This is a genomic window from Bacillus sp. NMCC4, from assembly GCF_002998555.1.
Taxonomy (GTDB): Bacteria; Bacillota; Bacilli; order Bacillales; family Bacillaceae; genus Bacillus.
Window position 1 is genome coordinate 549,517 of sequence record NZ_PVRA01000002.1, and the last position, 21,405, is coordinate 570,921.

At 41.2% G+C, this 21,405-nt stretch carries 20 protein-coding genes and 1 pseudogene; 3 read left to right on the forward strand and 18 right to left on the reverse strand.

Annotation, left to right across the window (positions count from 1 at the left end):
- Positions 1-4: 4 nt before the first annotated feature.
- The 4 genes from C6Y02_RS07070 to C6Y02_RS07085 all read right to left on the reverse strand — a co-directional run bounded on the left by C6Y02_RS07070 (position 5) and on the right by C6Y02_RS07085 (position 3,098).
- Positions 5-379 carry a RidA family protein gene (locus C6Y02_RS07070; RefSeq protein WP_041109273.1) on the reverse strand — a complete coding sequence of 125 codons (375 nt, stop codon included), beginning with the start codon at positions 377-379 and terminating at the stop codon, positions 5-7.
- Between the two features lie 11 nt (positions 380-390).
- A complete protein-coding gene (locus tag C6Y02_RS07075) occupies positions 391-1,041 on the reverse strand; it encodes a helix-turn-helix transcriptional regulator (protein WP_034660798.1) in 651 nt (216 codons plus the stop codon).
- Between the two features lie 164 nt (positions 1,042-1,205).
- Entirely contained in the window at positions 1,206-1,886 is a 681-nt protein-coding gene (locus tag C6Y02_RS07080) for a TetR/AcrR family transcriptional regulator (protein WP_189318244.1), read from the reverse strand.
- Between the two features lie 42 nt (positions 1,887-1,928).
- Positions 1,929-3,098: an FAD-dependent oxidoreductase gene (locus tag C6Y02_RS07085; RefSeq protein ID WP_106030955.1), complete on the reverse strand. Its 1,170-nt coding sequence runs from the start codon at positions 3,096-3,098 to the stop codon at positions 1,929-1,931.
- Between the two features lie 267 nt (positions 3,099-3,365).
- Here C6Y02_RS07085 and C6Y02_RS07090 point away from each other — a divergent pair, with 267 nt between their 5' ends.
- Positions 3,366-3,566, forward strand: coding sequence for a hypothetical protein (locus tag C6Y02_RS07090; RefSeq protein ID WP_106030956.1), 201 nt, complete (start codon positions 3,366-3,368; stop codon positions 3,564-3,566).
- Positions 3,567-3,811: 245 nt separating this feature from the next.
- On the opposite strand, the pseudogene C6Y02_RS07095 reads toward C6Y02_RS07090, so the two are convergent.
- The 3 genes and pseudogenes from C6Y02_RS07095 to C6Y02_RS07105 form a co-directional block, all read right to left on the reverse strand.
- Positions 3,812-3,904 (reverse strand): annotated as a pseudogene (locus C6Y02_RS07095) (arsenate reductase); the annotation flags it as partial.
- A gap of 399 nt (positions 3,905-4,303) precedes the next feature.
- Positions 4,304-5,449 carry an alpha/beta hydrolase gene (locus C6Y02_RS07100; protein WP_106030957.1) on the reverse strand — a complete coding sequence of 382 codons (1,146 nt, stop codon included), beginning with the start codon at positions 5,447-5,449 and terminating at the stop codon, positions 4,304-4,306.
- 108 nt (positions 5,450-5,557) lie between these two features.
- A complete protein-coding gene (locus tag C6Y02_RS07105; protein ID WP_106030958.1) occupies positions 5,558-6,217 on the reverse strand; it encodes a TetR/AcrR family transcriptional regulator in 660 nt (219 codons plus the stop codon).
- A gap of 164 nt (positions 6,218-6,381) precedes the next feature.
- Between C6Y02_RS07105 and C6Y02_RS19470 the strand changes: the two genes are divergently transcribed.
- Complete coding sequence (locus C6Y02_RS19470) at positions 6,382-6,537, forward strand: pentapeptide repeat-containing protein (RefSeq protein WP_223251117.1); 156 nt, start codon at positions 6,382-6,384, stop codon at positions 6,535-6,537.
- Positions 6,538-6,793: 256 nt separating this feature from the next.
- Here C6Y02_RS19470 and C6Y02_RS07115 read toward each other — a convergent pair whose 3' ends face one another.
- Positions 6,794-7,720 (reverse strand): alpha/beta hydrolase fold domain-containing protein, encoded by a 927-nt coding sequence (locus tag C6Y02_RS07115; protein WP_106030959.1) that lies wholly within the window; start codon positions 7,718-7,720, stop codon positions 6,794-6,796.
- Positions 7,721-8,115: 395 nt separating this feature from the next.
- Here C6Y02_RS07115 and C6Y02_RS07125 point away from each other — a divergent pair, with 395 nt between their 5' ends.
- On the forward strand, positions 8,116-8,424 hold the full coding sequence (locus tag C6Y02_RS07125) for a magnetosome magnetite crystal formation protein family (RefSeq protein WP_034660817.1): 309 nt from the start codon (positions 8,116-8,118) through the stop codon (positions 8,422-8,424).
- A 54-nt stretch (positions 8,425-8,478) separates the two neighbouring features.
- Here C6Y02_RS07125 and C6Y02_RS07130 read toward each other — a convergent pair whose 3' ends face one another.
- The 10 genes from C6Y02_RS07130 to C6Y02_RS07175 all read right to left on the reverse strand — a co-directional run bounded on the left by C6Y02_RS07130 (position 8,479) and on the right by C6Y02_RS07175 (position 21,281).
- Positions 8,479-9,882 carry a sensor histidine kinase gene (locus tag C6Y02_RS07130; protein ID WP_106030960.1) on the reverse strand — a complete coding sequence of 468 codons (1,404 nt, stop codon included), beginning with the start codon at positions 9,880-9,882 and terminating at the stop codon, positions 8,479-8,481.
- Positions 9,883-9,884: 2 nt separating this feature from the next.
- Positions 9,885-10,592: a response regulator transcription factor gene (locus C6Y02_RS07135; RefSeq protein ID WP_034660819.1), complete on the reverse strand. Its 708-nt coding sequence runs from the start codon at positions 10,590-10,592 to the stop codon at positions 9,885-9,887.
- Positions 10,593-10,723: 131 nt separating this feature from the next.
- Positions 10,724-11,992 (reverse strand): glucuronoarabinoxylan endo-1,4-beta-xylanase XynC, encoded by a 1,269-nt coding sequence (gene xynC / locus C6Y02_RS07140; protein WP_106030961.1) that lies wholly within the window; start codon positions 11,990-11,992, stop codon positions 10,724-10,726.
- A gap of 53 nt (positions 11,993-12,045) precedes the next feature.
- Positions 12,046-13,581, reverse strand: a complete 1,536-nt coding sequence (locus C6Y02_RS07145; RefSeq protein ID WP_106030962.1) for a glycoside hydrolase family 43 protein — start codon at positions 13,579-13,581, stop codon at positions 12,046-12,048.
- A 224-nt stretch (positions 13,582-13,805) separates the two neighbouring features.
- Complete coding sequence (locus C6Y02_RS07150; RefSeq protein ID WP_106030963.1) at positions 13,806-15,266, reverse strand: CoA-acylating methylmalonate-semialdehyde dehydrogenase; 1,461 nt, start codon at positions 15,264-15,266, stop codon at positions 13,806-13,808.
- Between the two features lie 336 nt (positions 15,267-15,602).
- Positions 15,603-16,943 (reverse strand): alpha-glucosidase/alpha-galactosidase, encoded by a 1,341-nt coding sequence (gene melA / locus C6Y02_RS07155; RefSeq protein ID WP_106030964.1) that lies wholly within the window; start codon positions 16,941-16,943, stop codon positions 15,603-15,605.
- 31 nt (positions 16,944-16,974) lie between these two features.
- Positions 16,975-17,805 (reverse strand): carbohydrate ABC transporter permease, encoded by an 831-nt coding sequence (locus tag C6Y02_RS07160; protein WP_060596463.1) that lies wholly within the window; start codon positions 17,803-17,805, stop codon positions 16,975-16,977.
- Positions 17,805-18,737 carry a carbohydrate ABC transporter permease gene (locus tag C6Y02_RS07165; RefSeq protein WP_060596464.1) on the reverse strand — a complete coding sequence of 311 codons (933 nt, stop codon included), beginning with the start codon at positions 18,735-18,737 and terminating at the stop codon, positions 17,805-17,807. Before C6Y02_RS07165 ends, C6Y02_RS07160 begins: the two co-directional genes overlap by 1 nt.
- Before the next feature lie 30 nt (positions 18,738-18,767).
- On the reverse strand, positions 18,768-20,024 hold the full coding sequence (locus C6Y02_RS07170) for an ABC transporter substrate-binding protein (RefSeq protein WP_034660826.1): 1,257 nt from the start codon (positions 20,022-20,024) through the stop codon (positions 18,768-18,770).
- 216 nt (positions 20,025-20,240) lie between these two features.
- Entirely contained in the window at positions 20,241-21,281 is a 1,041-nt protein-coding gene (locus C6Y02_RS07175) for a LacI family DNA-binding transcriptional regulator (protein WP_106030965.1), read from the reverse strand.
- Between the last annotated feature and the right edge of the window lie 124 nt (positions 21,282-21,405).

A 21,405-nucleotide genomic window follows, 5' to 3' on the forward strand; every position in this document is an offset into this window, starting at 1 on the left:
TATCTTAAATATATGCAATGGCATCAATTTCAATTTTGAAACCAAAATGTAATTCATTCGTTGGTACAATAGTACGTGCTGGTTTATGTTCACCGAAAAAATTAGTATAAACAGCATCTACTTTGTCCCATAAATGAATATTCGAAATGTATAATGTCATGCGCAAGATCTTCTCTTTTTTACTTCCAGCAGCCTCTACAATCATCTCTACATTCTTAAGCGCTTGTAATGTCTCTTCTTCAATGTGGCCGAACTCTTTTTCTCTCGTTTCGGGATTGATGGCAAATTGTCCTGAAACATAGACCGTGTTTTGATGAATGGTTGCGAATGCATAGTGTCCGTTTGATTTTAGATTTCCTACCTCGAGTATGCTTTTCATTTTGACACTCCTTACCTCGATTTATTTTTGATTTCATCCAAATAGCTATAGACGGTTACTTTGGAAATGCCTAACATAGATGCGACCTTCTCAACAGATCCTTTCATTAAAAAGATGCCCTTTTCATCCATAAATTTAATTAGTTCAATTTTTTCATGGCGTTTCATGACTGGGTGAACGCTGTTTTGAATGATTTGTTGAATCAATTGATCTACTATTTCTTCCACATTTTCAAGATCATCATTTGATGTTGTTTCTTTCTCTTGAGCTTCCACTTGTGTAGAAAGAAAAGTATCCATAAATTGCTGCATTTGATTCAGTGCTTCAACATCAAAATTGATACAGAAAGCACCAATCACCTTTTGCTTTGAATCACGTATTAATGAAGTCGAAGAACGAATCGTACGCTTACCTTCTGTTACAAATGTATAACCAGCCAGATAATCTTCTTTAAAATCTTCTGATTGTAATACAGTCTTTACTAGATGATCAAATGATTGGCCGATTTCTCTTCCTGTCACATGGTTATTTACTGTAAACATGACAGATGCTTGAGGGTTCGTTAAATCATGAATAACCACTTCGCAATTTGGTCCAAACATTTTTGCAGTAGATTTTGCTAAAGGAATATAACTCTCTAATAAATTCTTCATATGTTCCATGCCTAAGCACCTCATTTTTTTATTCCATTAAATTATATAATTTTTTATATACAAAGGCAATATATATAGATTTATTTATATATCATGATGCTCACAAGATCACAAATGTGAAAATAACCATATAAAAAAAGCAGCCATTGACTGCTTTTTGCTTGTGCTCCTTTCTAATTGCTTTCTTTCTGGATTCCATACAAAATGACGTCAATTCCCCATCGGAACCGTTCCATTGATACGGGATCACCTGCAAACATTTCTTCTTTTACACTATGAATGAAAGGAAAACGCGTTTTGTCTGCATCATGAAATGCTTTTTTTGTGTCTAAAATCTGCGAAGAGTCTTGTTTCTTCCAAGAGACCTTTTCGTAAGCTACGGAAGATACGTATAACAGTAACAGGTCTACTCCCCATGCAGCGGATGTAGATTTGATCCCGCCTTCATGCAATGCAGCGAGAATATGTTCGGTCAACTGAAGAAAGTTCGTTCCTTGTGGAATGGTGGAAAGAGAAATTTCAGCAAGACCAGGTTTTTCTAATAGCAGCAGGAAATAAGTATGCAATATTTCACATAACTTTTCTTTCCATGTGCCATCCACTGAATCTGGATAAACCATTTGGCCGAGACCATAATCCAATACGTAAGCACTTAGTTCTTGAAAATTGTTCACGTAGACATACAAGGATGCAGGTCCCGTATCCAATGCTTTAGCCACCTTACGCATACTCATGCCCTCTATCCCTTGCTCCTTAAGAAGCGCATAGGCAGTTTTAACAATAAGCTCACGGCTTAAGGGCTCTTTAGCCGGCCGAGACCGGCGACTTATAATATGACGATTTGAATTGTTCATACTCTCTTTATAACATGTCAAAGTAAAATAGTAAATTGAGCATCAATCACCGTTTACTTGAAAAGAATTCATCATATCTGCAAGCTTGACCGCAGCGTCTTTTGAAAAACACAGTTTTAAACTATTCTCCGATTCCTGAGCCTTTTCCGATGAATATTCATACATCATTTCTTCGTACTCTTCAATAGCCTTTTCAATATCATTAGGATTTCGGACAATAGCAAGTGCAAGCTCCATTGCATCAAACATCGCCATGTTTACACCCTCACCTGCGAATGGTGTCATGACATGGGCTGCATCACCGATAAGCGTTACTCCTTTATGACGGTTCCATTTAAAACCGACAGGAAGCGTATAAATACGTCTTGGAATGATGACATCTTCTGCATAACGAATATAATTTTTCAGCTGATCATCCCAATCACTAAATAACTCTAATAATGGTTCTTTCGCTTCATTCGCTTGATTAAATGGAATGCCACAAGTCTCGATCCAGCTGCGTTCTACCATAAGGCTTGCATACACTTTTATTCGTCCATCTCCGTTTAACTGACCAATAATTCCTTTGTGATCTGCTAAAGCAAACATCTTACCACGTTTATTAAATTCAGCTAAATCAGGGTGGTTCACCTCTACGCTTAGGACATTCAGTTCAAGCATCGTGAGCCCGGAGTATTCAATATCAATATCTGTTAACAGCGGACGTACACGAGAAAATGCACCATCTGCCCCAATCAAAAGGTCAACCGTCTCGACAACCCCGTTTTCAAAATGAAGTTCTGTCATGCCGTTTTCTACTGAAACACATCTATCTAGTTTATATCCGTATTTGATGTTTTCAGCATCAATTTGATCTAACAGCATTTCACACAAAACACCACGATCAATTTCTGGCCGAGTGCCTTTTTCATGTGATTCAGTTTCTTCGTCTAGATAAATTCTTCCTGCTTTATCAAATAACCGGAAATCTTCTCCTTCATAGCGAGCGTTCTTTTGAAATTTCTCATAAACTCCTGCTTCCTTTAAGGCTTTTTGACCTGTTTCTTCGTGAATATCCAGTGAGCCTCCTCTTTCAAGACTCTTGTCATGCATCTCCCGTTCATAGATGGTTGTTTGTATACCGTAATTTTGCAGAATTAAGGCGAGTGTTAGCCCTCCTGGTCCTCCTCCAATGATAGCGATTTGCTTTTGTTTTTTAGATAATGCCTGCATCGTATGCATCTCCTCTTCTTTATGGAAGTAGTGTAAAACCACATCTCATTTATATTATAACGAACATAGTTCGTAAAGAACAGTGTTCGTTTAAAATGGTTTATTTCATGAATGTGTGCTTTAATTGTAATGAACCCAATCATCCGACACCCATAGGATATAAATTGGACACTTCGATTTAGGGATTTTAAAGGATTTCAAATCATAACATGATTCTTAGATCAGTCGGTTCCTAATGTTTCAATGCTGAGTCTGCGAGGTGTTTCTATGAATAAATTATTGGCAATGTTGATATTTGGATTGAGCTTTAGTGGTGCTGCTCTCATTCTTTCTGTCCCTTTGTTATTCAAATCCAAACCAGAACAATTTGAGCTGATGTTTGCTGCTGGATCAGCAGGCGCATTCGCAGTATTTGCTGTCTCATGCCTAGTTTTTCGAAAACAATTCAATCGCTCATTAGAACAATGAAAAATCGTTTTTTGCGGCGTTTATTCACTAGATATCTTTTTGAGTTGGATCAAATGTTTTTATCTTGTCTGCTATCATCTTCCTGTTTCATTCAAGATGGCTGTAAATGTGCTATTACTAAATATCAAGTTTTTTAAAGTCTAGCTGCCTGAACGTCTTCAATTGATCGAAACAAAAATAAGCCATTGATTCAATATGGCTTATCATGTAAAACTATATTTTTCAGTCACAGCAAACTGCTGTGATCAGCCCCCAATTTCATCTCTCACCCTTTGGGAAAATGCCCATTTCTCTTCTTCTGTTCCTTCTGCTTTTGCTGGATCATCAAAGCGCCAATGCACTCATTTGACCTATGGGATTAACACCGGAGTTAACGTTTTTAGGTAAGGTGATTCTTTCGATTCTGATGTTTATTGGCAGAGTAGGTTCTCTGACCATTGTATTTATCTTTATGAAACGAACCAAAAGCCCAATACGTTATCCGGAGGGAGAAGTATTTGTAGGCTAATATGAGCAATGATTGAATTGGTTCCCTTTTAATTTAATCATCAAGATGATGGATTGATCCACTTTACATTTTTTTCTCTTCATTCACTACAAGCTGTTTGGAATACAGATCTTTTAGTACGGTCTCTTCTTTTCCAAACAATCAGCATTTGGTATTTAACGGAAAAGCTGAGATATTCAACTTTAAGCTGGCGCTTGAAACGGCTTTGATCAGCAGCTTCTCCGTTATCTCACTTGTTGCTGGTTTTCTTGATTAAGTCTACGCCATCATATGACAGGCTTTCCACACGTGCAGCCTTTTGCAGGATGTAATGATCAAAAAAGGTTTTCGTATAGTCCGTCACAAGATTTCGCATCTCTACCGCCTCCCTTGTGCCTCTCAGTTGCTCATCTACGCCGGTAAACACGATGTCACAGTAATCTAAATGTGCAGCACGATCAACGGAGAAATAATAGGTTACCATGCTGTTGTTAGCGCCAATGATCGCATTCATATGATAGTTCGGTTCAGAAAACAGTAGCAAAAAGGGTTTATTGAGGTCGCTGTCGAGAAGGCCGAATGCCCCGCTATCCAAGCCAATCCCGCAGGCAAACCGGTCGTCATCCCTGCAAACAACCGCTGCCGTAGGTCCTCCATAAGAGTGTCCGACGATGCCCATGCCGACGTCAAGCATCAGTCTGTCATGAAAGATAGAATCCAATTCTTCAGAGTTTAGTTTGTGAAGATGATCGGCTACGTACCTTACATCTTCTGCCTGTCGTTCACTATATAATGTTAACTGATTAATGATTGGCAGAGCCAGGACGTTACGGCACATCTCAATGGCCGTTTCATCATCAGGCCGCATCTTCATCTTGCCAGCCAGCTCCATCATCTCCGGATCTTCAGAAAACGCCATAATGACATCCGAAAAATCCTTTGATACATTCAACAGCTTCCCATCTTTCCGTTTATACATTGTGCTATTCTGATGGCCGATACTGACGACAACATAACCCAGGCTTGCCAGGTCTGTACAGATGGCTGTCCCCCATTCCGGTGAACCGCCCCCGCCGCAAACATAAAATAACACTGGATAGCGCTTTTTCTTCCCAGAAAGAGCAAGGTCGTCGTAACAATGAATCTTGATATCGATAGAGAAAAAATTCTTCTCTTTCAGATACTCAGTGACAAGTGGCTGCTCATGAAGCATTTCGTAGACTTCAGGAAACATGTACGTTGATGGAGTCTTCCCTTCGCTGCTATCGGACGGATAGTACACAAACGCGGTCAATTCTCTTTTTGAGTCATCTGATGCTGTGTACTCAAAATCCATCTGGGTACGAGCGGCGGTATAGATGCCGATTGGTTCTGGGAATGTGTCATACCTTTTCATCCTTTTGTTCCCCCTTAATAAATGAAAGTGCGAATGTGAAATACACATGGCGATATAAGTGCTTTCAAAACTGTAAAATGGTTACATCCAATCTTCAGTTCATCATCCTTATTCCTTGGCTTTCTTGAGATCGCTAACAACTTCAGCATATTTATCATCTCTAAGCAGCCCATGACCCATAAAGTCAGCAAAGTACTTGCTCATCTTATGCTGCAGGTTAGAATCCTTAATATCGAATTCCCTAAAAAACATGACTAAATTAAACTGCATAGATTCAAACATAAAAGAAATGAGGTCGTCATCAATATCAGGTCGTAGATATCCATCAACCCTCATGCGGCGTAACATGTCCTTGATTAAGGGGAATGACTCGCCCTTTAGCACATTCAAATATACTTTTAGTAAGGTGTTCTCTGGAATGTGTAAAAATGTTTCAACGAGTTTGATTTCCAGTTCATTCAATGGCTCAGTCGCAATGCCATTAGTGTTGTCAAATAAGCCAGTAAGGAAAAATTGAAAAAGAGAATCTTCATTGTTGTTATGAAAATACGCAGCTCTTTTCTTGGTCACATGTCGTATTAAGAGACAATAAAGGTCATCTTTGTCTTCAAAATACCGATAAAAAGTTCCGGGATGCATGGACAAACGATCCAAAACCATCTTCATCGTTATATCCTCGTAAAGATGATCAACAAAAAGATGCATAGCACGATTACATATGTCCTCACGCCTTGCTTCATTCAATCGAAAGAAAGTAATTTTTGGCATAAATGACTCCTTTATGTAAAATGTGAACTCATTCACACCATATCGATAATTGATTCACATGTCAAGCTGTATTGAAATAGATACCCGCTCTTTGCTCGGACGGATTTCACCCCAACGGTAGTACGATTGATCATTGTACCTTTATTCGTTCCGACTTGCGCTCTGTGGGCATTGCCAAAATCGAAGCCGTTTTCACCAATTGCGAATTCTCCTCCTGCGATATGAGAGGAATGACATTGGAGAATGCTATGTTTATCGATTGTACTTTTTATCAATGTAGATTCAATGACCGCGTTTTACAGGCAGCGAATATCAGCTAGTTGAAATAACGTTTGAGGGAGTGGTGACACTTCGTCAACTCCAGTGAAGAAGTGAACATTCATTATATTAATAGGAAATATGTATGTTTTAAACAAAAATTGGAATTTAAGGATTACTTTACCCGAAGTGAATTGACTATCTGAATGTATTTCATGTTGAATTGAAAAAGGCTGCTTTCCAGTAAGCAGCCCATTCACTAAACTTTCGACTATTTTAATCAAATCATTCTACCTTTTTGTGGTGTAAACTCAACCCCTATCGATTGATCACCTGAATGATTTTCTCCTGAGCATCTTGTGCCTCAGGGATTGGCATGACAACAAATACATGAAGCATTTCAGGATAAACAAAGGTTTTTATGTCAATTCCTTGTTCTGTTAGTTTTTCATCAAGCTTTATGGCATCTGGATATAACATATCATGTGTTCCAATAAAATGAGTAATCTTCCCAAGTCCTTTAAAGTCACCGTAAATGGGACTGATCAATGGGTCAGTTACATTTTTATCAGCTGTCCAAATCTTTGAAATGACTTCCATTCCTTCAGGACCTAGAATCGGGTCCTTTTTTGCATATTCAAACATTAGAGGATTGCTTAAGCTCATGTCAACACATGCAGATAATAAAATAATATCCTTCGGCTGCGGCAGACCTTCCTTCTTTAAAAGGTGCGCCAGACCAAGTGAGATATTTCCGCCAGCTGAATCTCCCATGATCGTCAATTGATTGGCACTTTCAACAGTTTTCAGAAGGTCTTTATATAGGTTTAGGATTTTCGGATAGGTATCCTGGCAGCTATAATGAGGCACTTTTGGATAAATAGGAGCCACCACTTTCGCATTGAGTGATTGCGCCATCTTATCCATGAACCACCAATGGAAATTCAAAGGCTGATTTGTCCACGCGCCGCCATGTATATATAGAATGACTTTTTGTTTTTGTGACGTTTGGTCATTCAAAGTGAAAACTTGCATGCCTTCGAATGTCTGCTCTTTTATCTCACTAATTAACTTCACATCATCCTCAATGGCATAAGGCTTAGTATTTTCTATTCCTTTTTGATCAAGAAATTTTTTTGTGTTTTCAATACTAGAAAAACTCTCTTTATTACTTTGGGAAGCGAATAATTTTTCAAATTGAATACTTTCTTCAGAACGTTCTCCATTAACAATTTCCACACTCATTTGTTTTCTCTCCTTTAAGTCAATTGTGTTATTGTTCATCCTGATGTATCACACGAAATGATTCGAGGTAGACTTGTATTTGTTTATCAGAGGTCTTTAACAAGTTAGATAAAAGGTCTTGAATTTGACTGAAGCGTTTGATTTTCCTTTCAATTTCTTCGTGTTTGTGATGGACAATCCTTCTTAAAGTATCAGGTTCTATGTCTTGACTCAGCACTTCCATAACTTGTATTTCCTTTATCTTTCATGTATCGTTCGATCGTTTAACATTTTTAAGGTTGCTGTAAGGTTCGGATTAATACAGGTTAAGGTTGAGGTTGTACAATGGGTTTGTAAGGAAGGGAGGGATGAGTCAAATGGTCCTCCTTCTAAATCAATCATAGAGGTGAAAAGGTTTGAGAGAAAATAAAATTTTGTCTTCATTATGTTACTTCAGTATCTTTTTTGCGCCATTTTTGTTTCCGATTATCGTCTATTTCTTAGGGAAGGACGAAGTGAAATATCATGCGAAAAAATCGCTATGGACACATTTTATTCCTTATTTGATTTTTGGCATTGGCATCCTTGGTTCAGGTTTACTTGGCATGAACGATATCAGACATGCTGGTCCGTTCTTAATTGCAACGTATGCTGTGACATTCCTTGTGGCGATCTACTTCTTTATTTGGAACATTGTCAAAGGCATTAAAGTGTTTTCAGAATAATAGATGGGAAAAACGGTTCTGTGATTGATCAGAACCGTTTTTTTGTATGTCCATTCATGCGGGTAATTGGATATCAATCGTTGTTCCTTCACCTATTATACTGCGTATCGTAATATCCCCGCCGTGCTTTTGGATAATATCCTTTGCAATGGCCATTCCGAGACCAGAGCCTGCATGTGTCCCTCCTGTATTCGTCCCTCTATAGTAGCGGTCAAACACTTTTTCTAGCTCTGCCTCTTCGATTCCTTTGCCGTTATCTTTAATCGTGATGTGGGTATTTTCTTTTTGTTCCAGCTGTACAATGATTTTCACATCAGAATCATTGTGAACAAGGGCATTTAAAATGAGATTGGTGACCGCTCTTCGTATGAGGATCGTATCAATATTTAGCATGAGCTTGTCTACATTCGTTTGCAGCTCAATCGTCTGTTCTGCATATCTCGAATTGTTTAGGATATCAATTAACGTTTCCCGCAGCAACGGCACAATGTTCACTAGCTCTTTATGCAGCATCACGTCGTTATTTTTCAGCCTTGTTGTTAAATTTAGATCCTCCATGACATCTTTGATGTACAGTGATTTATTCTCTATGATGCTGGCATAATGTCTAATGGCTTGATCTGAAAGAGGATAATTTGGATCTTTGATGATTTCTGCATAGCCTTGAATAGAGGATAATGGTGTTTTAATATCATGAGAAATATGACTGATCCACTCTTCCCGCATTTGCTCTAATTTGTCTTTTTCTTTTTGGCTTGAAGCGAGCTGCTCTGATAAGTGATTGACATTATAGAAGACATCTTTATATATTCCCTTAGTTGGCAGCTTTGTCGTATAATCTCCGTTTGCGAGCCGCTGGATTCCATGAATGGCACGGCCGAGCGGTTTGATGAGCTGCCGGCTGAATAAGTATCCAATGAGCAAGGCAATGATGGCATCTATTGATAATAAAATCATCGTCCCGATATTGAATCTTGATATTAAGTCCTTCGTGTCGAACGAGAATAAATATTTTCCGATGGCAGGGTTCTTAAATCCGATAAAGTAGCTGTATTCCCTGCCCTTTCCTTTTTTTCCGCCGGCATAAATGGTCGATAGCAATTGCTTATCTTTATATTTATGTATGTTCACGATTTCTATAGGTGTATATTTGCTCTTTATTCCTTTAGGTGCGTGTGCATGATAGACGTCTTGTCCATTTTCGTCTAATATTTGAATCCACGCATTTTGTTGTTTTAAGGCTTGCTGTCCTTCTTTGCTGACAGTGATGCCTTGATCGGAAAAGAGAATGTATTGTTCAAATGATCTTGTGAAGGTTTCGGGCGTATGTTCTTCGTTTTGCTGGCTGCTTGCTTGTAGTACAAGCCAAATCATGAATCCAAATAAGTTAATAAAGACCGTGATAATGGTCACGATAATGACAGAGACCATATATCTGCCTGTTAATCGCCATTTCATCCTTACGCATCCTTTACAACAAATTTATAGCCAAGCCCTTTGACCGTCACGAGAAATTCTGGTGTAGATGGGGAATTCTCTATTTTCTCCCGAAGTCTTCGTATATGGACCATCACCGTATTGTCAGAACCGAAGAAATCTTCTCCCCAAACGGTTTGATAAAGCGTTTCTTTACTGATCACTCGATTCGGATGCTGCAAGAAATAGGTCATCAGCATAAGTTCTTTCGGTGTGAGCTCAATCACCGCTCCATTTTTCGTCAGTTCGGCTTGCTGCTCGTTTAACTCAAATGGCCCTTTTTTGATCACGGGATCAGCTTGAGAAGGCTGTAAGTATGATGACCGTCTCAGCTGGGCTTTTACCCGGTAGGCGACTTCCTTTGGGCTGAAAGGTTTTGTAATGTAATCATCGCCGCCAATGGCAAGTCCTACAATTTTGTCTGATTCCTCTCCCTTTGCTGATAAAAAGATAATCGGAACATGCGAGACGTCTCTGATTTGTTTGCAAATATCGTAGCCTTCACCGTCTGGCAGCATAATATCCAGTATGACGAGATCGGGATGTTCTTGATGGAATTGCGTGAGCCCATCACGGGCAGTTGAAGCTGTTATCACCCGGTCAATGCCTTCTCTTGTTAATACTGTATGGATTAATTCCAAAATTTCTTTTTCGTCATCTATAATCAATACTTTGCTTTGAAGCTTTGGCATTATGATCACTCTCCTGAAGTCATTGTTATTATTATACCCAAAGTGTAGACATCGTGAAAAATCAACTTTCTATTTGCACAGAAAAAAGCCAATTTTCTTTTTTAATGAGAAAATTGGCTTTTGGTGTTTTTTTAGCGTTTGACCACAAATGTTGTCACACTTTGAGCCGGGAGATGAGCCCAAAATTGATTACCTGATATATTTAAGTCAGTTCCAGGCTGAAGGTTGCTGTTACTACTCGTAATCCATCTTGACGCTTGTGAAGCGGTTCCATTTTGCATGACAAAGTGTTGATTGACGCCTGTATTGTTTTTATTAATCGCTACAATGACGACCTTATTGTCCCCTTTATAGGCTGAGACGAAAACATTCGGTTCAGGGCTTTTCGTTGCATCAATTCTGACGTACCCTGGACGCACAAACTTGGAGAAATGCGCCATGTTGTAGCCACGTTTGCTAATCATTCCATCTTCCTTCATAGGACCGTATGATCTGCGGATGTACCACCAAACATACGCCTGAAAATCACCTTCCACCATCGAATGGTGAATATGTTCTGACACCCCTAATGCCTCAGGCCAGCGGTCCGCTGAATTGTTATCACTATTCGGGTAATATACCTCTGTCATCCACAGCTCTTTCCCCGCTCCTTTTTGTTTAAAAAGAGGATACGGAAGCTGGCTGATCTGGGTTCCATACAGATGGGCACCGAGAATGTCCATATTTCTAAGCGCCTGCGGATCGTTTAAGATAGGATCTGATATATTTTTAAGGTATTGAAAGGATTCTGGTGCAATCACGCGTGCATTAATGGAGTCGGCATTTTCTCTCATGAATCGCAGGATTTCCTGAGGCGTCCACCATGTCCATTCGTGTGCATAATCAGGCTCGTTTTGTACAGAAATGGCATAGAGGTTGACACCATTATTTTTCATGTATGTCACAAAATCATTCAGATGCTGAGCATATGCGGCGTATTGATTGTATCTCAACCGCTTTGCAGACGCACCATTACGGTTGAAAGTCTCCACCATATGGCTTGGAGGATTCCAAGGCGAAGCGATCACTAAAGCGCCATGATCTATTGCTCTTTTGGCGGTAGCAACTTCTCTGTGCCAATTATTTCTGTTCTCGTCTACATTAATTCGTAGAATGGAGAATCCTAATTGATTCTGCCCATTGCCAAAGGCGGTTTCCCTTTGAGGGGCGGTTAAATCACCAATCCAAGCCGGGTGGTTCATTCCGCCAAAGCCGCGAATCACTTGTCTTTCCGCATTGACATTAATATTCGCATCACTTGCTGCTGAAACCTCAGTTACCCCAGGTCCTATGAACATGACAGACAGCATAGTGCAGCAGACCAATAAAGTACAAATTGGTTTTTTGATTATGGACATCAAATTTTCCCACTCTCCCATCAACCAGTGATCGATGCCGCAGCATCTGATTTTGTTTACCTTTGAGTAAACTGCCAGGAATCAAATTGGAATAGGTTGGCACCATTTCCTTTGAAGACAAAAAATACGTTGTGCACTCCTGTTGCTCCGTTCACTGCCGTTTCTATTTCTCGCCAGTTTCCGCCTGTGGAAGGGACATTGAGTGTTCCGGCAATTCTGCCGTCTGGACTGCCAAGACGTACTTCTATTTGTCCGCCTGAAGCGGATGCTACATTGGCTTTAAAGGTTCTGGCACCGCTCGATCCGAAATCGACATTACTGACAGCCACCCAATCACCGTTTTGAATGTTTGTGACATGCTGGTTATTGACTGGTCCACCTGGTGCTGAGGAGGCCTCTGTTAAAATGCGTCCATTCCAAGCGAATGTTTCAGCTTCTACCCGTTGATAAGGATTCAGGTTGGAAAGCTGTTTAACGCCTTCAAAATTGGCTGCGACCTCTCGAAGGGAGCCGTCAGCATTATGCACAAGCTTATTAATGTGTGGAGATCTGTAGCCTTTCCCTGCTCCATATAAGGCAGAGCTCACCGTTTGCGTGTGATACACGACATACCACTCGTTTTTAAAATGGAACACAGCATGATGGTTGTTACCGCCGCCGCCGAAAAATGCACCCGGATTTTTCAGGAAGTGTCCTTTATACGTAAAGGGGCCCATTGGACTTGAGCTCGTCATATAACCGATCTCACCAGGTGGTTTATCTGCTGGGTGGGAGCCGCCAAAATTGATGCAATAAGAATAGTAATAGGTACCGTTATACTTATGCATACCCGAATCTTCAAACATAAAAGGAGCATCAATGGTTGATGCGCTGCCAACCACACTAGTCATGTCAGGTCCTAGTTTCAGAACTCTTGCTGTTTTAGGATTGGCCCATTGTCCCTGCGTTGGATTTGAACCGCCTGGAACGCCTCCTCCGGCATATAAATAACCGGTCCCGTCATCATCTACAAATACGGCTGGATCAAACAGCCATACAACACCGGACATCCCTGGGGTATTTGGCGTGACGAGCGCTTTTCCGATAGGATCTTTCCAAGGACCAATCGGGCTGTCTGCTGTCAAGACGCCAATCCCTCCGCCGCTGTTAGCAAAATAAAGGAAAAATTTATCCTTCCCATTGATCTTTTTCACCGCAGCGGATGGAGCCCAGGAAGCGCCTGCCCATTTGGCAATCCCTCTCCCGCCATTGGCCCCATTTGCGCCAGCTACTGGAATCGCTCCGTGATCTGTCCAGTTCACCATATCCGCGGAAGAGATGACAAAAACCCTATTCAAATTTGCAAAAGAATTGTCCTTAATCGTTCCATTGCTGTGATATTCATAGTCATCACTCGACATATAAATGTACACTCTTCCGTTATAGGTGAGCGCAAACGGATCCGCCCCCAGGTGATGGTCTATGAGTGGATTTGCATTTCCTACTCGTTTTGCAATGGGGGTACTTGCTGCACTCGCATCATATACCGGTATACAGCTCAGCACCAAAGCAAGAATCAAAAAACCTACACCGCACTTCATCCTCTTCCTCATCGTGTCTTTTTCCTCCTGTTTTCATCTTCCTAATATTGGGGTTTACGCCCAATTTCAAATTATGTTGATATGAGCTGATGAAGAATGAATACAAAGGATGATTTCTAGGGAAAATCACTGCTAAAACCATCATGAAAACCCTTACTTTTTGACTAGGAGACAATAAAAAAATACAGTCCTCCACTTTGGAACTGCATTTTTTCTTCTTATTCAATGAATGTAGATTACATATAACGAGCGGTCACCATTTTCTTTCTTGTGTAAAACTCTACTCCGTCTGTTCCGTTCGCATGTAAGTCCCCGTAGAAAGAATCCTTCCAGCCGGAAAACGGGAAAAATGCCATTGGTGCGGGAACACCGATATTGACGCCGAGCATCCCTGCTTCGATGTTTTCGCGAAATTCTCTGATGCTTGATGCACTGTCTGTGTAAAGGCAGGCACCGTTCGCAAATTTTGATTGATTGGACAGGTCGATTGCTTCTGTTAGTGAAGAGACACGAACAATTGATAAGACTGGGGCGAAAATCTCGTCCTGCCAAATTTTCATTTGATTTGTCACATGATCAAAGATCGTTGGTCCAACGAAATACCCTTTTCCATTTGTTTCGTGATCTTTCCTGCCATCTCGAATGAGACTTGCGCCTTCTTCAATCCCTGACTGGATATATTGAAGCGTTCGTTCTTTATGTTCCTTTCGAATGACTGGACCAAGAAAGACATCTTCATTTATTCCATTTCCAATGACGAGCTCGTTCGATTCATCAACTAATTTTTGAATGAACTCATCTGCCACTTCTTCTTCCACCGCGACAACGGCCGCGGCCATGCAGCGCTCTCCCGCTGATCCAAAGGCAGCACCAATGATTTGTTTCGTTGCCGCATCTAAATCTGCATCTTTGAGGACAATGGAGTGATTCTTTGCACCTGCAAGTGCTTGGACACGTTTGCCATGCTCTGTGCCTTTTTTATAGACGTATTCTGCGACTGGCTGAGAGCCGACAAATGAAATGGCTTTGACAATTTGGTGTTCAAGCAGACCATTGACAACATCGTGAGCCCCATTGACAATGTTGAGAACACCTTTTGGAAGACCTGCTTTTTCAAATAGCTCGGCTAACCGCGCGGCAAGAATGGGCGTTCGTTCTGAAGGTTTTAAAACAAACGTATTTCCGCAGGCAATGGCAAGCGGGAACATCCAGCAAGGGACCATCATCGGAAAGTTAAATGGTGTAATCCCCCCGATGACGCCTATTGGATAGCGGTACATGCCAGATTCGAGTCCAGATGCGATATCTGGTAATTGTTTTCCCATCATTAAGGTTGGTGCACCAGCGGCAAATTCGACACATTCAATCCCTCGCTGCACTTCTCCTTTTGCTTCTGTTATGCTTTTTCCGTTTTCAAGCGTTACGAGTTCAGCCAGTTCATCCCATTTTTCAACGAGTAACTGCTGATATTTAAATAAAATGCGTGCACGGCGGGGAACGGGTGTTTTCGACCAAGTGGTAAATGCTTCTTTTGCTGCCTGTACTGCACGTTCGACATCCTTTTTTGTTGAAAGCGGCACTTCTGCGATGATCTCGCCAGTAGCTGGGTTATATACTGCCTCTGTTTGACTTGTTTCTGCCTCAATCCATTGTCCGCCAATATAATTTTTCAACATTTGTACATCTGTTTTGGTCATGTTCCCTCTCTCCTTTTTATGAAAGAATGTCATGCTTATAGGATGTGTATGGTTGTCATTGTCTCATCTAACGGGCGCCCATCTGTATACACTCTTTGTCAAATATTATTGTCGTTTTGGTTTACGTTGTGATAAAAGCTTGCTCTAACGTGTGAAAGGTTGACGCCCTATCCCTTTGTTTGTGAGAAATGATTCCCGAATGTGATTCATTCATGGTGATTTTTCGATTAACTTTTGGTTAACTTTAGAAAAATCATAATATTAAAAACGCTTTCAGTCAATCCTCTTTTTGCAGCATAAAAAACCTGATGCGCGTTGCATCAGGTAGAGGCTGGTTTATTTCTGTAAGTTGGTTGATGCAGCATATTGATTCGGTTCTGCAAAATGCGGGAGCATCTCACCATGTGTTTCAATGAGTTCATCGCATAATTTGATGATGTCATCAATGGATAGTTCAGCGCTTGTGTGTGGATCAAGTAATGCCGCTTGATAAATGTGCTCTTTTTTGCCGCTAATTGCTGCTTCGATTGTCATGAGCTGTGAGCTGATATTGGTCCGGTTGAGTCCAGCCAATTGTTCAGGGATCTCTCCGACATAGCAAGGCATGATGCCGCTGCGATCTGCAACACATGGTACTTCGACACACGCTTTTTCAGGCAGATTGTGAATGAGTCCTCCTGTGTTCAGCACATTCCCGCCAAATTTAAAGGGAACGTTCGTTTCGATCGCTTCAATGATACGAGAACCATATTCTTTTGAGCGAGTATGTGTGATCTGTGTATTGCCCACAAGGTCATGCTTCATTGTATTCCAGTTGTTGATTTGTTCCTCGCAGCGTCTCGGGTATTCATCGAGCGGAATGTTAAATTGACCGATCAGTTCTGGATAGCGTGATTTGATAAAATAAGGATGGTATTCGGCATTGTGCTCTGAGGATTCTGTGACATAGTAGCCGAATTTATCCATCAGCTCAAAACGTACCATATCATGATGCCGCGCTTGCTGCTTTTCTTTCGCTCTTCTTTTGATGTCTGGGTACAAATCTTTTCCGTCCCGTTTCACCTCTAATAACCATGCCATATGGTTGATGCCGGCAATTTTTTCTTCAATGCCTTCATGATCCATTTCAAGTGATTCAAATAGATCCTTTGTACACACCTGCACACTATGACAAAGACCCACCGTTTGAATCGGTGTATAGCGCAGCATCGCACCTGTCAGTGTGGCCATTGGATTTGTGTAATTTAATAATAAAGCATTTGGACAAACCTCTTCCATCTCCTTTGCAAAATCAAACATCACAGGAATTGTTCGAAGGAAGCGGAAGATGCCGCCGATGCCAACCGTATCCGCAATCGTTTGTCTTAATCCGTATTTTTTCGGAATCTCAAAATCAATCACAGTGCTTGGCCGATAGCCTCCAACCTGGATGGCATTGATGACATATTTCGCATCCTTTAAGGCTTCTTTTCGGTTGTGATAGGGCTTAATGGTCACATTTGCACCGTAGTTCTCTTTTAAATGCCGAAGCATCGTGTCTGATTCATTCAGCCGGTTGTGGTCGATATCATATAATGCGAATTCAAAGCCGCTAAGTGCAGGGACCAACAAACAATCTCCTAATATATTTTTAGCAAACACGGTACTCCCTGCACCGATAAATGTAATTTTAGACATTGACGACTCTCCTTTTTACATCCATATTGAACTACCCTTTGACAGAGCCTTGTGAAAGCCCTGCGATAAAATATTTTTGCAACAGTAAAAACATCGTAACCATTGGCAGCATCGCAATGAGCGCAGCGGCACCAACGAGCTGGAGCTGATGCTGATTTTGACCAAAAAAATGGGATAAGGCGACTGTGAGTGTATGCATTTCTTTATCTTGCAAAAAGAAGATGGCAAATTGATAGTCGTTCCAAATATACACACAGGCAATGATTAAAACAGAAGCGGTAATGGGCTTCAGAAGAGGAAAAACGACAGTGAAAAAAACTCTGAGTGTCCCCGCTCCATCAATACGGGCTGCTTCTTCAAGCTCCTTTGGAATGGTCGACCGGATAAAGCCTGCGTATAAGAAAATGGTTAGCGGCAAAAAAGCAGCGACATTATTTAAAATAGCGATTTGATAGGTGTTCATCATCCCGATTTGAACGACCATTTTATAGAGCGGGACAAGGGCTGTGAGCGGTGGAATGACCATAATGGTGATGAATAAAACATAAACTGCTTTATTTAGCTTTGTGTTTCTTCTTGCGAGCGGATAGGCTGCAAGAGATCCAAGTATGATGAGTAATACAGCGGAGCTAAACGTAATCATCACTGTATTCAAAAAGGACTGGCCAAGCTGAGCCTCTGTCCATGCCGTGCGAAAGTTTTCAAGATGGAGCGCTTTCGGAAACAGCCATTTTGAACTGAAATCTCCTATCCCCTTTAATGATGTCGTCACCAAGATATAAAATGGAATGAGGTGAAGCAATGTCACCAAAAGTGCGAGGAAGGTGTACCATCTCTTTTTGCGTTTAAAGGCGTTATCCATCACACCTCGGTCTCCTTTCGTTTGAAATAAATCAGTGCTGCGACACTAATGACAAGGATGATGACCGCCATGAAGACTCCTTGCGTTGCTGCATAGCCTGCATCCTGACGTTTGAAATACAGATCATACATAAAGGTCGACATCGATTGCGAGGAATCTCCAGGTCCGCCGCCTGTTAGTGCCACAATGACATCAAAAAGTTTCAGCCCGCCAATGACATTAAGCACAACATTAATAGTGATAGACGGCATAAGCAGCGGCAATGTGATCCGTCTGAATTGCTGGAGGCTTGATGCGCCGTCTAATTGTGCCGCCTCATAATAATCCTTAGGAATACTTTGAAGGCCTGCTAAATAAATGATCATCGCAATTCCGACGAATTGATAGGTGTTGACAAGCACAATGATCCATGTGTTTAATTGCGGATTGCCAAGCGCATTCATTTGGTCAAATCCAAAAAACGTCACCACATCGTTTAAGGCACCGCCTTGGTAAGCAAACACAAAATACCAAATATAGCCCATGGCAATCGGACTGATCATGACAGGTAGATAGATCACCGTCCTTGTGATGCCTCTTATCTTTAAACTTTGGTTTAATAAGAGAGCATATCCAAGTCCAATGATATTTTGTAAGATTGTACTCCCAATTCCGTAGAGAAGCGTGTTTTTGACAACAAGCCATGTCGTTGGGTCTTGAAGCAGACGTTTATATTGATCAAGCCCAATCCATTCATAAGTTTGTGAGAACCCGTTCCAATTCGTAAAAGATAGCTGAATGCCGTTCAAAAAAGGATAAATGATAAAGGTACTGACGACGAGTACAGCTGGCATGTACATCCACCAAAGTGATGAATTCCGGCTTTTTTGCATCTTTTGTTTTGGTAAAGAGGTAAATGCGGCTGGCTGCTTTGCTTTTGTGATGTCATTCATTGGCTTCACTCCTGTTTCAGCATGGGCCTGCTATTGTTTTTTCAGACGCTTATATTCCTCTTCCATCTTCTTCGATAATTGTTCTGGTGTGATGGAGCCTGCTAATAATTCTTGACCCGTCGTTGCCATGACAGCCCACATTCCGCTTGGTAAGTATTTTCGATCGAAGTAAGGTTCAATCTTCACCTGTTCGTATTGATCGTAAAACGTAGAGTAATAGTTTTTCGCTTTTACATGCGTTAAGGCTGCTTCAGAGGATGTGCCTTCTGCGATTTTTTCCGCATTTTCAGGCTTTGCGAGAAAATCGATGAATTGTTTTGCTTCTTTTAGATGCTTGGAGTCCTTCCAGGCAGCAACAGTAAAACGTTCTCCCCCAATCCAGCTTTGCTCATCTCCTTCATGAATGGCAGGAACAGGTATCGTGCCTACTTTGATCGATTGATTGAGTTCTGACGCTTCAGGTCCTAAAGAACCTCCGACAAAGGTGAAGGCTATTTTGTTTTGTGCCATCAGTTCAGGTGCTTGAGATAGTTTCGCTGTCAGGACATCTTTGTTTAAAAGATCTTGATCCTTCAGCTCCTTCATGAACTGTGCAAGCGGTGTATAGTGAGACCAATCAAAAGATCCGTTTTCAAGTTCTTTTCCGTATTGATGTTTTGGATCGGTGATTAATAAAGGTGTGGCTAGTTCATCAAAGACTTGGGCGATATTTGAGTTGTCTCCTCCTGGTATCCAGAGCGGCACAACCTCTCCTTTGCTCTTTTCCTTCACTGTCAGCAAAGCCGATTGGAATTCATCAAGTGTTCTAGGTACCTCAATGTCATAGTCCTTTAATAGATTGGCATTAAAGCTAAGCCCGTCTTTTGCTTGATTCAGCGGATACGCGTATACTTTGCCATCTTGGTCCTTTAAAATCTGATCGAGTGATGGATCAAGTTGTTTCACCCAATTCATCTCTTTTAGATCAGCGACATACTCGCTATAGCGGAGTTTGGCCCAGCCGTGTGTGTCAAACAGATCCGGCATATCGTTTGCCCCCATTTTGACACGAATCGTATCTTCATAGCTGTTGCCTGGGAAGTTGGCATCGATTCGAAGATGTGGATGCTCTTTTTCAAACTCACGAATCACTTCTTCAAACGCTTTTCTTTCCCCGCTGTTGCTCATTGTCGAAAAGAGAGTCAAGGTGACCTTTCCGTTTGCTTCAGACGTACCGTTATTGCTGCAAGCAGACAAAAAAATGGTCAAGACAAAGGCCGCAGTGAGCAGCATGATTTTTTTATTCATGGTTTCCTCCTTTTGATCACTGAAAATTCAGACGATAATCGGTAGAATTCATGCAGTTGCGAAAACAAAAGAAGTCCATTATACTGGAATTCTATTCTTTTCAAAGAGATAAGAGAGCATAACGGCAGGCTGCCTTGTTCTCAGCATGATCTGGCCATCATGCTGAGCAGCTGCTTTCTGCTTTTTTGTCTCTTTTTTGTTTGCTGAGATCTTGGTTCACCCCCTTTCATGGATGAGACATGTGCTGCCTCGTTCGATGAGTTTTGTTGGCACGACGACTTTTAGAGGGAGCTTTCTTCCGTTTATTCGCTCAAGCAAAAGCTTCAAGCCGACTTCCCCCATTTCTTCTGTATATACTTTTACGCTTGTAAGCGGCGGACTTGAAAATGAAGCAGCTTCAATGTCATTAAACCCAACAATGGATACATCGAAAGGAACACGCAGACCGGCTTCGTTGAGCGCACGCATTGCACCGATCGCCATTGAATCACTTCCGATAAAAAAGGCTTGTGGAAGGTTTCCTTTTTTAATGGCTTGCTGCATAAGCGTATAGCCTTCTTGCATGGAGTATTCCCCAATGTGGATATCATCCAGATGAAGACCTCCCGCCTCCTGCATTCTTCTCATAAACGTCGTTTGTCTTTCGTCCTCAATCACAGCATTTCCTTCGAAGTAATGCTCCCGCTCCTTTCCGCCAATATAGCCTAGATGTGTATAGCCAAGCGATTGCAGATGGCGAATTGCTCGATCTGCCGCTCTTACAAAATCCACATGCACACAATCATACAAATCCTCATCCGCATAATGATTAATAAAAACAATGTGCTCCATTCGATTTGTCATTTTTTCAACCGTATCAGGGCTGATTCGTCCAATGACAATCAAACCGTCAATATCCTTTAGCATCGCCCCTTTGTCCATGCTTCTCAGGCGAAAGGTATGGAGGGTAGACAGCCCTTGTTTGGCATATTCTTTTTCAATTCCTTTTCGAATCGATGAAAAAAAGGGATCATTTAATTCTTCGTCAATGGATTGAGCGACAACGATACCAATCACTGGGGATTCAGATGGGCTTTTTTCTTCTGCTTGATCGGCTTTTCTTGCTCTCACTGGGGTATAGTTTAGCTTCTTCGCAATGTCGAGGATGTTTTGTCTTGTTGCGTGTGAAACGGCAAGTGTTTGATCGCCATTTAACACACGGGATACAGTAGAAACGGACACTTTTGCATCATGAGCAATATCTTTGAGTGTGGTCATAGGCAAACTCCTCTTGGTTTTTGACTAAATATTTACTAAAGATATTTGAAGGATAACATATAAGTAAAGCGCTTTCAATTGTGGATTTGTAATTTTTTATTTTGTATTTGGGTATGTTTCGGTG

What these genes read in the sequence shown, in the direction of transcription:
- C6Y02_RS07070 (WP_041109273.1), bottom strand. Translation starts at nt 379, where the DNA reads ATGAAAAGCATACTCGAGGTAGGAAATCTAAAATCAAACGGACACTAT.
- C6Y02_RS07075 (WP_034660798.1), bottom strand. Translation starts at nt 1,041, where the DNA reads ATGGAACATATGAAGAATTTATTAGAGAGTTATATTCCTTTAGCAAAA.
- C6Y02_RS07080 (WP_189318244.1), bottom strand. Translation starts at nt 1,886, where the DNA reads ATGAACAATTCAAATCGTCATATTATAAGTCGCCGGTCTCGGCCGGCT.
- C6Y02_RS07085 (WP_106030955.1), bottom strand. Translation starts at nt 3,098, where the DNA reads ATGCAGGCATTATCTAAAAAACAAAAGCAAATCGCTATCATTGGAGGA.
- C6Y02_RS07090 (WP_106030956.1), top strand. Translation starts at nt 3,366, where the DNA reads ATGAATAAATTATTGGCAATGTTGATATTTGGATTGAGCTTTAGTGGT.
- C6Y02_RS07100 (WP_106030957.1), bottom strand. Translation starts at nt 5,449, where the DNA reads ATGAAAAGGTATGACACATTCCCAGAACCAATCGGCATCTATACCGCC.
- C6Y02_RS07105 (WP_106030958.1), bottom strand. Translation starts at nt 6,217, where the DNA reads ATGCCAAAAATTACTTTCTTTCGATTGAATGAAGCAAGGCGTGAGGAC.
- C6Y02_RS07115 (WP_106030959.1), bottom strand. Translation starts at nt 7,720, where the DNA reads ATGAGTGTGGAAATTGTTAATGGAGAACGTTCTGAAGAAAGTATTCAA.
- C6Y02_RS07130 (WP_106030960.1), bottom strand. Translation starts at nt 9,882, where the DNA reads ATGAAATGGCGATTAACAGGCAGATATATGGTCTCTGTCATTATCGTG.
- C6Y02_RS07135 (WP_034660819.1), bottom strand. Translation starts at nt 10,592, where the DNA reads ATGCCAAAGCTTCAAAGCAAAGTATTGATTATAGATGACGAAAAAGAA.
- C6Y02_RS07145 (WP_106030962.1), bottom strand. Translation starts at nt 13,581, where the DNA reads ATGAGGAAGAGGATGAAGTGCGGTGTAGGTTTTTTGATTCTTGCTTTG.
- C6Y02_RS07150 (WP_106030963.1), bottom strand. Translation starts at nt 15,266, where the DNA reads ATGACCAAAACAGATGTACAAATGTTGAAAAATTATATTGGCGGACAA.
- melA (WP_106030964.1), bottom strand. Translation starts at nt 16,943, where the DNA reads ATGTCTAAAATTACATTTATCGGTGCAGGGAGTACCGTGTTTGCTAAA.
- C6Y02_RS07160 (WP_060596463.1), bottom strand. Translation starts at nt 17,805, where the DNA reads ATGGATAACGCCTTTAAACGCAAAAAGAGATGGTACACCTTCCTCGCA.
- C6Y02_RS07165 (WP_060596464.1), bottom strand. Translation starts at nt 18,737, where the DNA reads ATGAATGACATCACAAAAGCAAAGCAGCCAGCCGCATTTACCTCTTTA.
- C6Y02_RS07170 (WP_034660826.1), bottom strand. Translation starts at nt 20,024, where the DNA reads ATGAATAAAAAAATCATGCTGCTCACTGCGGCCTTTGTCTTGACCATT.
- C6Y02_RS07175 (WP_106030965.1), bottom strand. Translation starts at nt 21,281, where the DNA reads ATGACCACACTCAAAGATATTGCTCATGATGCAAAAGTGTCCGTTTCT.